General features: G+C 36.3%; 11 protein-coding genes and 1 tRNA gene. 9 read left to right on the forward strand and 3 right to left on the reverse strand.

The features are described 5' to 3' along the window. Positions 1-108: 108 nt before the first annotated feature. Positions 109-1,008 (forward strand): helix-turn-helix domain-containing protein, encoded by a 900-nt coding sequence (locus MHI47_RS07270; RefSeq protein ID WP_340830267.1) that lies wholly within the window; start codon positions 109-111, stop codon positions 1,006-1,008. 160 nt (positions 1,009-1,168) lie between these two features. Here MHI47_RS07270 and MHI47_RS07275 read toward each other — a convergent pair. Together MHI47_RS07275 and MHI47_RS07280 are read right to left on the reverse strand one after the other, a co-directional pair. Continuing rightward, positions 1,169-1,241, reverse strand: a tRNA-Val gene (locus MHI47_RS07275). Positions 1,242-1,520: 279 nt separating this feature from the next. Next, complete coding sequence (locus MHI47_RS07280; RefSeq protein ID WP_093534907.1) at positions 1,521-1,784, reverse strand: excalibur calcium-binding domain-containing protein; 264 nt, start codon at positions 1,782-1,784, stop codon at positions 1,521-1,523. A gap of 280 nt (positions 1,785-2,064) precedes the next feature. On the opposite strand from MHI47_RS07280, the gene MHI47_RS07285 reads away from it, so the two are divergent. Beyond that, positions 2,065-3,120: a nitric oxide synthase oxygenase gene (locus MHI47_RS07285; protein ID WP_093534905.1), complete on the forward strand. Its 1,056-nt coding sequence runs from the start codon at positions 2,065-2,067 to the stop codon at positions 3,118-3,120. A 52-nt stretch (positions 3,121-3,172) separates the two neighbouring features. On the opposite strand, the gene MHI47_RS07290 is transcribed toward MHI47_RS07285, so the two are convergent. Further along, positions 3,173-4,375: a CynX/NimT family MFS transporter gene (locus MHI47_RS07290; protein WP_340830269.1), complete on the reverse strand. Its 1,203-nt coding sequence runs from the start codon at positions 4,373-4,375 to the stop codon at positions 3,173-3,175. Positions 4,376-4,569: 194 nt separating this feature from the next. On the opposite strand from MHI47_RS07290, the gene MHI47_RS07295 reads away from it, so the two are divergent. The 7 genes from MHI47_RS07295 to mutL all read left to right on the forward strand — a co-directional run bounded on the left by MHI47_RS07295 (position 4,570) and on the right by mutL (position 13,162). After that, positions 4,570-5,364 carry an ABC transporter ATP-binding protein gene (locus MHI47_RS07295; protein WP_093534903.1) on the forward strand — a complete coding sequence of 265 codons (795 nt, stop codon included), beginning with the start codon at positions 4,570-4,572 and terminating at the stop codon, positions 5,362-5,364. Beyond that, complete coding sequence (locus MHI47_RS07300; RefSeq protein ID WP_340830271.1) at positions 5,357-6,979, forward strand: hypothetical protein; 1,623 nt, start codon at positions 5,357-5,359, stop codon at positions 6,977-6,979. The genes MHI47_RS07295 and MHI47_RS07300 overlap by 8 nt, the downstream gene beginning before the upstream one ends. A 68-nt stretch (positions 6,980-7,047) precedes the next feature. Continuing rightward, positions 7,048-7,557, forward strand: coding sequence for a nucleotidyltransferase family protein (locus MHI47_RS07305; RefSeq protein WP_340832014.1), 510 nt, complete (start codon positions 7,048-7,050; stop codon positions 7,555-7,557). A 131-nt stretch (positions 7,558-7,688) separates the two neighbouring features. Next, positions 7,689-8,249: an outer spore coat protein CotE gene (gene cotE / locus MHI47_RS07310; protein ID WP_093534899.1), complete on the forward strand. Its 561-nt coding sequence runs from the start codon at positions 7,689-7,691 to the stop codon at positions 8,247-8,249. Positions 8,250-8,475: 226 nt separating this feature from the next. Continuing rightward, a complete protein-coding gene (locus MHI47_RS07315) occupies positions 8,476-8,613 on the forward strand; it encodes a YfhE family protein (protein WP_340762025.1) in 138 nt (45 codons plus the stop codon). A gap of 152 nt (positions 8,614-8,765) precedes the next feature. Continuing rightward, positions 8,766-11,333, forward strand: a complete 2,568-nt coding sequence (gene mutS / locus MHI47_RS07320; protein ID WP_340830272.1) for a DNA mismatch repair protein MutS — start codon at positions 8,766-8,768, stop codon at positions 11,331-11,333. Positions 11,334-11,353: 20 nt separating this feature from the next. After that, positions 11,354-13,162 (forward strand): DNA mismatch repair endonuclease MutL, encoded by a 1,809-nt coding sequence (mutL, locus tag MHI47_RS07325; RefSeq protein WP_340762027.1) that lies wholly within the window; start codon positions 11,354-11,356, stop codon positions 13,160-13,162. Positions 13,163-13,165 lie beyond the last annotated feature (3 nt).

Consider the following 13,165-nt stretch of genomic DNA (forward strand, 5'->3'; position numbering starts at 1 on the left):
TCACAAATTCAAATAAAATATGAATTAAATTCATGAAATAGTTGTATTATTAATTTAAATCATATAATATGAATTTAAGGAATAAATAATGAAGGTGTGGTGAAAACAATGGCATTCGAATACCTGTCAGAGCATGCAACATTCAAATCTGTGGAGGACATGGATTCAAACGTAAAAAAGCATATTGATAAATACAGATTAGATTTAACTACATCGGAACGTGCCATTGTTTTCATGATTGCTGGCCGTTCATTAATGTATCCTGGTGCTAGTCATTTGAAAGCTGAAACTATTGCAGACAAAACTAATACTTCTCGTAGTACAGTAATGAGAGGAATTAAGAAACTGATCTCATTAAAAATTATTGAAAAAGTAACCCAAACGAAGTTAAACGGAATCAAAGGAGCGAGCATTTATAAAATTTTACCTTATGATGACACATCGAATGTGACACAACGAGAAGAGGTAGCTGAAGCTAGTAACGACGTGGCTTGTCCTCCACAATGTGAGGACCTAAGCATTAAATCTTTTAATCTTTTAAGTTCTAAACAAGCAAAAAATATATATAGCATTTCAGAAGAATTAGCTTTGCAATCTGAAAACAAAAAAGCATACATGACTGAGTACCAGGTGATGTTATTTGATTTCATGAATAGCTTATCAATGAAAGAGGAATTAAAGGATCAGTTGCATAAAGCAGTGTTATCTACTGATCTGAATAATATATCTGATTTCATTAAAGCGAAGAATGTTATTTTCAAGATTATTAGTGATATTGCAGATGGAACATTGACGATTACTAACACATTACGAAGTGCATTCGTAGGAGCTTATAATAAAGCATTTGAGCGTTCTAATAAGAAGACATCCACTTCCTCATCTGTGGAGGAACAACCACGTGTGAGTAAGCCTGTGAAGTTTTATAATTGGTTAGAAGAGGTAGAAAGTCGTCCACAGATTGATAGTAGTGGTCATTATTCAAATTTGGAGAATTGGTTGTTGTGGTAGGGGAGATACTGCCTTGTGGTTTATCTTTATAAGTTTTACTTTAGATTTATATGAATTTTAACCCCATTTTAACCCCATTGACGATACTTTTAAAAGTGTCTGTATAAATAAAAAAGCCACAACCCTATATGTACCAAAGGTTGTGACTGCATTATTAATATGGTCCCGACTGGTCTCGAACCAGCGACCCCCACCTTGTCGAGGTGGTGCTCTCCCAACTGAGCTACAAGACCGATTTAATGTAAAGAACTCTTTAAAAATTAATGTTTCTAGATATAAATATACTATAATGTAGGGCGCTAGTATATACCTAAAAAATCCTGAAGTGCAAAGATCAACATCCAAGATTACAACCAAATAAAAAATCATATCCTTGAAGGCTTAACGCCTTTCAAGGTTATTTTTTAGTTTAGTTATATAAAAAAGGAGAAATTAGAATCTAGTCAGGTAATACAATAAAATGCATTACATATTATCAACTTTTCTTAAGCTACAAAAGCTATAGTATAAAATTACTTCTCACATGCAATGCCATCTTTATCACGATCGCTTTTAATGTTAGCTTCATAAATCTCTTTTGATACAAAAGGAGTAAATTTAGTTTTTCCGCCTTTGTTTTTAATATTTGCAGCCTTGGCTACTCCACCTTTATAGGTTTTGTTTAACTCTGTGCAATTGCTGAATTTCTTAGCTGCCGCCTCTGTCTCTGTCGGTGCTGTTGTAGAAACCCCCAAAATTAATGTTGCGGAAAGTATGATTACAGAAAATCGTTTCATAGTAAATCCTCCTAAGTTTTTGAACTAAGTTGTGGTGAGTCAAAAGGTGCGTGTAAAGATAACTACATATTACAATATAATATGGGAAAATCTCCTTTGATTTTACCAAAATATTCAATGTTACCTAGACTTTAACATAAAGTAGGCGAATGTGTATATAGCATATAAATTAATTCGATTATTTCTACTGACATAAAATCCTCACATCTTTCTTAGTTCTGTCACTTGTCTGTAGTGGCTCCATTCTACTAAGATGGAGAGATGGGGAGGTGCTACGATAATGTTATTGGAAGCACAGGACTTTATTCATCTTTTTTATAGGGAAACTGGTAAGGCGGAAATAGACATGCATATACGTTTAAAAGAAATAGAAAGTCAGATTAATACAGTAGGTGCCTACGAACACACTACTGAAGAGCTAGAATTCGGTGCCAAGGTGGCATGGCGTAATAGTAATAAATGCATAGGTCGTCTGTTTTGGCAAAGCCTTACCGTTTTTGATAAACGACATTTACATAACGAGGAAGCTGTATTTGAGGCACTCATCGCCCATATGCAGTTTGCGACAAATGAAGGTCGAATTCGGCCGACTATCACAATATTTTCACAAAAGGATATTCGCGTATGGAATCATCAGCTTATCCGATATGCTGGCTATGAAACGGAGAACTGGATTATTGGAGATTCCGATTCCATAGAATTCACGAAAAAATGTGAGGAACTTGGTTGGAAGGGGAAGAGAACCAATTTTGATGTGTTGCCACTTGTTATTCAGGTGAAGGATCACCCACCGAAATTATTTGATATTCCGGAGCAGTATATTTTAGAGGTACCAATTCGTCATCCTGAATATGACTGGTTTGAAGATTTAGAGATGAAGTGGTATGCAGTACCCATGATCTCGAACATGAAGTTGGAGATTGGAGGCATTACGTACGCTGCTGCTCCGTTTAATGGATGGTATATGGGCACAGAAATTGGTGCACGAAACTTAGCTGATGACTATCGCTACAATATGTTACCTTCAGTTGCTAGAGGAATGGGATTAAATACGAAATCTAATGCTTCTCTGTGGAAAGACAGGGCTCTTTTGGAACTAAATACAGCTGTATTGTTTTCCTTCAAAAAAGATGGTGTCAGTATTGTAGATCATCATACGGCTGCGCAACAATTTAAGAAATTTGAAGAAATTGAGAAAGATGCAGGTCGTGACGTCACAGGTAATTGGACATGGCTTATTCCTCCAATGTCACCTGCCACCACGCATATTTTTCATAAGCCATATAATAATGAGAAAGTAACGCCGAATTATTCCTATCAACCTTCACCGTATTAAAAAAGGAGCATGATTAATCATGCTCCTTTTAAATGTAAATTTAATTTGTTCTTTAGACTTCCTCCGAAACAAAACGATCTCTTCCTGCATGCATTCCAGCAAAGAAAAGAAGAATAACAGTTACGATAAATAGTATTTTAGGAATCTCCCAGCTACCCGTTGCATCATGGATAAATCCAAAAAATACAGGACCGACTGCTGCAAGTAAATAACCAAATGACTGCGCAACACCCGATAAATCTGCTGCTCCCATAGGGGTACGCGAACGAAGAGAAAAGAACATCATGACCAGTCCGAATGATGCCCCACCACCTAAGCCTAGTGCAACCATCCATAGAAGTGTCAGTGAGATATCCCCATATAACAGTCCAGTGAAGCCTATTAAATAGAAAATCGTAAATACCAAAACTAATATTCGCTGATCCTTAAATCGACCCGCAAGAATTGGGATAAGAAAAGTCATTGGAAGTTGTGCAAATTGCATAATGGACAGCATCCAGCCGGATTTTTCGGCCTCCATTCCTTGGGTTTGCAATATTTCAGGAATCCATGCTGCAGTTGTATAAAATATGAGTGATTGTAAACCCATGCATAAAGTAATTGTCCATGTTAGAGGTGATTTTAATATTGACTTGGCTTTTTCTACATTAGTTGAAGAGGGCACGACATCTATTTCTTGTTTTTTCTTGACCTGAGGTAACCAAATAATACATGCAATTATTGCAAGAATAGCCCAAAATCCGAGCGCACCTTGCCAACCATAAGATGTTCCATCTGCTATTGGATAGCTGATACCTGCACCAATACCCGCAGATAAGTTCATAGAAACAGTGAATACTCCAGTCATAAGTCCAAGCTGTAAAGGAAATTTTAGCTTTATAAAACTTGGAAGTAGTACATTTCCAAATGCTATAGCAACACCTATAAGCGCAGTACCTAAAAGTAAAAGAAAGGGCGTTCCGAGCGAACGAATAATAATTCCTATTGCCAACAATAGAATAGCTAGAAATAGTGTCATTTCCATCCCAAGTCGTCGCGCAATCTTTGGGACAAAGGGAGAGACAATAGCAAAAGCTAGCAGAGGAATCGTTGTGATAAATCCTGCAAGGACATTGGAAATGTCTAGTCCATCTCGTATATACGAGATAATTGGTCCAACGGCGGTAAGCGGTGCACGTAGAGTGGTGGAGATGAAAACAATTCCAATTATCAATAAAATAAAAGCCTTTTTATTCATTTCATTAGTAGTTAACAAATATCTTCTCTCCTTACGAGATTATGTAGTCCAACTTTAGAAAATGCTACACTCTTTGTCCTTGAAGTTCAATAGTTAGAATTAGAAAGAATTTTCTCTATATCAAAATAATGGAATATTGAGAGTATTGATATGATAATATGAATATGTAAATATTTAGAATTTGAGAATGATATATACAGAGGGGGAGTATGATGAATACTAAAAAAGTGTTGTCACTGAATGGTGTTTCAAAGAGTTTTGGACACAAACAAGTATTAAAAGGTGTCAATTTAGATGTATATGAAGGTCAAATTATTGGCTATATCGGACCAAATGGAGCAGGGAAAAGTACAACTGTCAAACTAATGCTTGGTCTAATAGATGGCTACACAGGGCTTATTGAAATTTTCGGAGAAAATATTATTAAAGGTGATTATTCCTATAAAAAACGCATTGGCTACGTGCCGGAGACAGCCGAGCTCTATGAAAATCTAACTGCTTTTGAATATCTCACCTTCACTGGCGAACTTTATGGATTAAGCAGTAAAGAGGCGGAGGTAAAGGCTTTCGGATTGATGAAGGAATTTGGTTTAGAGGCTGTTTTTCATCAACGAATTTCCTCCTTTTCCAAAGGGATGAAACAGAAGGTATTAATCATATCTAGTTTGCTACATAACCCAGATTTATTGTTTTTTGATGAACCGTTAAGTGGTCTAGATGCAAACAGTGTCATGGTTATTAAGGAAATACTAGCAAAGCTTGCAGAACAAGGGAAGACTATTTTTTATTCTTCACATATTATGGATGTCGTTGAGAAAATTAGTAATCGCATTGTACTATTAGTAGATGGTCAAGTTGTGGCAGATGGATCTTTTGAAGAGTTGAAAATGCAAAACCAGGAAGGTTCTTTAGAAGACATCTTCAATCAGTTGACTGGTTTTACTGAGCATGAGGAAATTGCAGAGCGATTTGTGAATTTAGTTCGTGGAGGCAGGAAAGATGAATGATTTTGCGTCACTGAGAATTCTAGATCGCTTTAGGTCCGTTTTTCAAAGGTTGAATATAGACTATGATGTGATGCGTTTGATCTTACAGCTAAAGCTGACGATGGATAGTAGAAGAATGCAAGCAATTTTTAGTGGTTCTAATGTGAAAAAAGAAGGAAATCAGTTTCTTAAATCCTTATGGATGTATGGGTTATTTGGTGTTCTCTTTTTAGTTCCTTTTCTATTTTTAGGCAATGAGTTTCTGTTCTCACTTACTATCATGTTTAGCTCGTTATTTATCATTTTAATGACATCGATGGTTTCTGATTTTTCTGCTGTTCTACTAGATATACGAGACAAAAATATTCTTCATCCGAAACCTATTAGCGCAAAGACTTTAAATGCAGCGAAGATTACTCATATTATGATATATATGGTTCTTTTAACTGGTTCGTTTGTAATTATTCCTCTCATTGTCAGTGTCTTTAAGTTTGGTATTATATTTGCGCTCCTGTTTTTATTTGAAATATTATTGGTTAGCAGTTTGTCTGTAGTATTGACTGCCTTTGTATATCTATTTATCCTACGTTTCTTCAGTGGGGAAATGTTAAAGGATGTTATTAACTACGTGCAAATTTTCCTGGCGATTGGCATGGCGATTAGTTATCAATTAGTGGGTCGTGTGTTTCAAATAGTTAATATTGACATTACGTATACTTTTACATGGTGGCATATGTTCCTCCCGCCATTTTGGTTTGCCGCCCCCTTCGAATTAATCTTAAATAAAGATTTTTCCGTTCCGATTATTATCTTATCGCTGTTTGCTATTCTAGCTCCATTTCTTGCAATAGCACTATATATACGTTTAATGCCGTCCTTTGAAAGAAATCTTTCTAAATTACAAAGTGATGCTAACAGAACGAAAAAGCGAAACCGTCAATTACAAGGAGTTTGGGCAAGAATTCTTTGTAGAACCAAAGAGGAACGGACTTTTTATAAGTTTGCCACTCTACTGTTAAAAGAAGAAAGAGAACTAAAGCTCAAAATATTTCCTTTGTTAGGATTTGCGATTATTTTTCCTTTTATCTTTTTATTCAATACGATAAGCTCTAGTTCATTTGAGGAAATGAGAAGTGGAAGTTCTTTTATGGTCATCTATTTTTCTTTAATAATGATTCCATCCGTTGTGCAAATGCTAGAGTACTCTGGTAACTATAAAGGGCAATGGATTTTTTATGCAGCTCCTATCAAAAATAAAGCACTTGTATATAGTGCAACTTTAAAAGCGAGTATCATGAATTATTTCATACCTATTTTAGCGATTTTAAGTGTAATATTTCTCTGGATTTTTTCTTTCCGAATTTTTTTGGACTTAGTGGTTGTTCTACTAGCTACAATCGTTCTAACACTCGTATCCTATGGGATTTTTAGTAAAGGGAAGTTCCCTTTCATAAGCTCACATGAGCATACGCAAACTAATGGCTTCATCAAAGTTTTCGGCAGCATGTTCCTAGTTGGGGTTATGGCAGCGATACATGCATTTATTTTGCTCATTCCTTATGGTTTACCGATATATGCGGTCATTCTGTTTATAAGTATTATCATAGGTTGGAAATTAATGTTCTCAAGAGGGTAACAACGAGGGAGGTTAGGGCTTTGCAAACAACAGAAGATATAAAAAATTTAATACTAGAAGATAAATGGATGATGGATATATTAAGAGCAACTCAACGACTAGACCTTCCAGACTGGTGGATATGCGCGGGATTTGTTCGGTCCAAAATCTGGGATGCATTACATGGCTATATAGAAAGAACGCCTTTAGAAGATATCGATGTAATTTATTTTGATGCTAACAATAAGGAAGAATCAGAGGAAAAAAAGTGGGAGGATCAATTACGTAAACTAATGCCAACAATTCCTTGGTCAGTAAAAAATCAGGCGAGAATGCACAAGATCAATAATTTGCCGCCTTATCATTCTTCAGCGGAGGGAATAGCCAATTTTCCTGAAACGGTGACTGCCATTGGAGTGAAATTAATTGGACAAAATGATATAGCGCTCGTAGCTCCATATGGGGTAGCGGACATTCTGAAGCTACATGTGAAACCAGTCCCTCACTTTGCAGAAGATAAAAATCTTATGGTAGTATTTGAGCAACGTATTCAGGGGAAAAACTGGCAGTCAAATTGGCCTAAAATAACAATTGAATAGACGTATGATGTGACAAAAAGTGAGTTAATGATGGTTTTCCTCTTTTTATTCTACATAACATTTGTAACAAGATGAACCGATTGGGCGATGGGCGCATATGATGTTATGACTTGATTACAAGGAGGAAAAAAATGAAACACATGCGCCATATTGTGACGAAAGCTGTTGTTGCGAAAGGTAAAAAGAGAACAGAATCCTGTGAAGTGCTTCGTCCACCGAATACACCATCGAGTATTTTAGGTTGCTGGGTTATTAATCACACATGTTCGTCTAAAAAACACGGAAGATATGTAGAAGTAACTGGGAAATTTGATATTAACGTTTGGTATGCGCACCATGACCATTCCAAAACGTCCGTATTCACGGAAACAATCAATTATAAAGATCGCATTAAACTACATTATCGCGATAAAGACACTACGGGAGAAGAAGTACATGTACGTGTGCTGCAACAACCAAACTGTACAGAGGCTATTATTATTTCAGGTGGTACACAATTCCAAGTAACAGTAGAAAGAGAGATACTTGTTGAGGTCGTTGGGGAAACAACTATTTGTATTCAAGTACATGAAGCGGAATTTGAAGAAGAATGGGCATATGGAGAAGAAAGTTCATCTAGTTCATCTTCCAGTTCCTCTAGTTCGAGTTCCACAGGCTCCTCTAAAGAAGTGGATGATTCTTCGTCCATTTAACAAGCCGGCTATTACTACCGGCTTTTTTTTGACGAAAAATAATTTAAGCACTGTATTATTTTTCTCTCGTTAGCTTTATAAATACCATTTTCAAATGAAAATATGCAGGCATGTAGTAAAGAAATTTTTGGAAGTGCTTATAAAGTTCATTCCATTATAAAACACTGAATATCTCTCGTGATAAAGGAAAAACTAACAAAGATTAAAAACGAGAGGAGTGTTCTCAATGAAAGAACGTAAGCAACCACATGAAAAGTTCAAACTAAAAGATAACGGATTATCATCGATGCAAGAAGTTATATATCCAAAAGAATTCAAGCGTGCTGACAAAGAGTCATTTAAGAAAAATCCAATTAAAAAGTAACAGACTATTTGAACCCTGATTAGGTTACTTATTCAGGGTTCATTTTATTCGTCATGAATAGATGAATCCTTTCATTGATTCTTCCAACTCCCTCATTTTTCATTGTTTTTTGGTATAATCATTATATTAGTAAAGAAGAGAGAAGGATTTAAATGACTACACAGACTCCAATGATGCAACAATACTTAAAAATTAAAGAAGACCACATAGATGCGTTTTTATTTTTTCGTTTAGGTGATTTTTATGAATTGTTTCATGATGATGCTATTAAAGCTGCCGCGATTTTAGAAATTACATTGACCAGTAGGAAGGACAATATTCCGATGTGTGGCGTTCCTCATCATTCTGCGCAAGGATATATTGAAACACTTATAAGTAAAGGATATAAGGTCGCTATTTGTGAGCAGGTAGAAGATCCAAAGCATGCAAAGGGTGTTGTGAAAAGAGAAGTTGTACGTCTTGTTACACCAGGGACGCTTATAGAAGGAAAAGCAATGCAAACCAAGTCTAACTATTTTATTGCTTCTGCTGACTTACTTGCATCAAACGAAGTTGCTTTTGCTTATTTGGATGTTTCGACAGGTGATGGTTTTACGACTATTCTTTCTGGTGATGAAAAAGAGGTCGTACAGGAACTACTCTCCATCCAAGCAAAAGAACTAATCGTCAGTGAACAAATGTATGTACTGATTAATGATTTATCAACAATCCATGATTTTACGGTTTCGATTGAAAAAGAGGAGTTAACAGATGAAGCGATTCAAAAGTACATTCCGAATCATCCTAAACAAACGCATCAAACAGTAAAAAGACTTTTACAATACATTCAAAAAACACAAAAACAATCTCTTTTACATATTCAGCCTTTCACGTTTCAGCAAAGAGAATCCTTTTTGGCAATGGACTACCATTCCAAACGGAATCTAGAGCTAATATCATCTATCCGAAGTGGTGACCAAAAAGGGACGTTATTATGGCTACTAGATGAAACGGTAACGGCAATGGGAGGCCGAAAGTTAAAGCAATGGATTCATCAGCCACTTGCAAACAAACAATCGATTGAAGCACGTCAAGAAATAGTGACAAGTTTTCTAAATGACTTTATGCTTCGTGAGGAGATTAAAGAGGCTTTTAAGGAAGTATATGATTTAGAAAGACTTGTAGGAAGAATTGGATTTGGAAGTGCTGGAGGAAGGGACCTTGCGCAGTTAAGACAATCTCTTTCAAAGGTGCCAATTATAAAGCAACTACTCAGTGAATCGGAAGATATGGTGTTGCAAAAACTTGGAGCTGCTTTAGAGGATTGTGAAGTTATTTGGAGAAAGTTACAAGAAGCAATCAGTGAAAATCCTCCGATTGCCGTAAAAGACGGTGGAGTGATTAATAACGGTTACCATGAACGACTGGACCAACTTCGCGATGCTTCCGTTAACGGTAAAAAATGGATTGCCGCATTAGAGCAAAGAGAAAGAGAAATTACAGGTGCCAAAAATCTAAAAATAGGATATAACCGTATTTTTGGCTACTATATTGAGTTAACTAAATCGTATATTCATTTAGCAGATGAGTCTAGATATGTTCGAAAACAAACGCTTGCGAACGCTGAAAGATATATAACAGATGAACTGAAAGAAAAAGAATCTCTTATTTTATCTGCAGAAGATGAAAGCCTAGTACTTGAATATGAACTATTTACCCAAGTTAGGGAAGAAATTAAAACATATATACCGCTTGTTCAGAAATTGGCAAAACAAATTAGTGAGCTAGATGTCTTTATATCATTTGCTCAAGTGGCAGAGGACCATCGTTTAACAAAGCCTGTGTTTCATGATTCTAATGCCATGATCATTAAAGAAGGTAGACATCCAGTTGTTGAGAAAATGATGAACAATCAGCTATATGTACCGAATGATTGTGTACTTACGGAAGAGACCAATATGCTGTTGATCACCGGACCAAATATGTCGGGTAAAAGTACTTTTATGAGACAAATCGCGATTACAACGGTGATGGCGCAAATAGGGTGCTATGTACCTGCAGAATCTGCAAAGTTACCAATTGTCGATAAAATATTTACTCGTATTGGAGCTGCGGATGATTTGGCGGGTGGCCAAAGTACATTTATGATTGAAATGATGGAATCACAGCATGCTATTATGAATGCAACAAATAAGAGCTTGCTTTTGTTTGATGAGATTGGGCGCGGTACTTCCACATATGATGGCATGAGCTTAGCTCAGGCAATGATGGAATATATTCATGAAAATATAGGTGCTAATACGCTATTTTCTACACATTATCATGAACTGACTGAGTTAGAAGAATCGTTATCGAAGCTTCGAAATGTTCATGTTTCAGCAACAGAAAAAGATGGCAAAGTTGTCTTTCTACATAAGTTAAAAGATGGCCCAGCGGATAAGAGTTACGGTATTCACGTAGCTGAGTTGGCGCAACTACCAGAACAAATTATTTGCCGCGCCCGTGAGATTTTAGCAACTTTTGAAGATCAGGAAGAAAAGGGAGAAAGTGCTGTAAATGTAAGCGAAACGCAATTATCATTTTTTGATGAGCAACCAAAGATACGTAAAGAACTAGTTACTATCCCAGAAAATAAAGCGACAGATAAAATTATGAAAAAGTTAAAGAAAGTCAATATATCGGGTACTACTCCATTAGAAGCGTTACAACTTTTATACGAGCTACAAAAAGAGCTAGAATAACCCAAAAGTAGGTGAATGAAATGGGACAAATCATTGTAATGGACGAATTGCTGTCCAACAAAATTGCAGCCGGTGAAGTGGTGGAAAGACCAGCTTCTGTTGTAAAAGAATTAGTTGAAAATGCCATAGATGCTGATAGTACTTCTATTGAAATTACGCTGGAAGAAGCAGGACTGTCTAAAATTCAAGTTACCGATAATGGTAAGGGGATGGACGCAGATGATGCGCTAAAATCATTTTCTAGACATGCGACCTCTAAAATAACTACAGAGCATGACCTTTTTAGAATCCGTTCATTAGGTTTTCGGGGAGAGGCACTTGCTAGTATAGCCTCTGTATCTAAGATTAGTTTATGGACATCAAATGGTGAAAATATTGGGTCAAAAGTAGAGTTAGAAGGTGGGAGGGTAATATCTAATACCCCAGGTCCGATTCGGAGAGGAACGGATATTGTTGTAAGTCAACTATTTTACAATACGCCAGCTCGTTTAAAATACTTGAAGACGATTCAAACGGAATTAGGTCATTCAATAGATTTGATAAATCGCTTAGCAATCAGTTATCCAGGGATTGCCTTTAAACTTACGCACAATCAACAAACCATTATGCAGACGAGTGGTAGAGGCGATTTAAAACAAGTTTTGGCTGCCATATACGGAATATCTAACGTGAAAAAAATGGTCGCTTTCGACAATGATTCATCGGATTTTCGTATTTCTGGTTTTGCGACATTGCCAGAAATAACGAGAGCATCTAAAAACTATATAACGGTTTTAGTGAACGGTCGTTGGGTAAAGCACTATGGTATAAATAATGCGATAGTAGATAGCTACCATACATTGTTGCCGATAGGTAGATATCCAATAGTAGTTCTAAATATTGAAATGGATCCAATTCTTACCGATGTCAATGTTCATCCGGCCAAGCATCAAATTCGACTAAGCAAAGAAAAAGAGCTAATGGAATTGGTTCGTATAACAATCCGTTCTATTATGCATCGAGTGCAGAAACCACCAGAAATTATAGAGAAGCCAGTTGAGAAAAAGCAACCAAGTGTACAATTCAATTTCTTTAAACAGACGTATGAGCCAGTTCAAAAGGATCCAATAACACCTGCCAATGATGGAGTGTATTTTGACCAGGCTCACAGTTCACCTGAAAAACAGACAAGTATCATATATGAAGAAGTAGATCCGCTTACAGACTTCGAAGTCCAACCAATTGAAAATATCGAAGAGAAGAAGCCATTTCCTGATTTACATGTAGTAGGTCAAATCCATGGAACATACATTGTTGCCCAAAGTGATGATGGTTTTTACTTGATAGATCAACATGCTGCACAAGAACGGGTTAAATATGAGTTTTACAAGGAGAAGATAGGGGAAGTAAATGCAGATGAGCGACAATCGCTGTTGCTGCCGCTAACTTTTCACTATTCTTTGGACGAGGCATACCGTATTAAAGAGTCTTTGGATGAATTAATAAATGTAGGGATATTTTTAGAGGAGTTTGGTTCTTCAAGCTTTGTCGTAAGAGATTATCCTACATGGTTCCCTAAAGGTCAAGAAACGAAGATTATTGAAGGTCTAATCGAACAAGTATTGAATAACCGTAAAACAGATATAAAAAAACTGCGAGAAGATGCAGCAATTATGATGAGCTGTAAGCTTTCTATCAAAGCAAATCATTATTTAACGATGAGGGATATGGAGCAGTTGCTTGAAAGCTTAAAAAATGCAAAGCATCCATTGACTTGTCCACATGGTAGACCAGTTATCATACATTTTTCTACTTATGAAGTGGAGAAAATGTTCAAACGAGTTATGTAGGGG

The organism is Psychrobacillus sp. FSL H8-0487, from assembly GCF_038008385.1.
In the GTDB taxonomy this organism is placed as follows: Bacteria; Bacillota; Bacilli; order Bacillales_A; family Planococcaceae; genus Psychrobacillus; species Psychrobacillus psychrotolerans.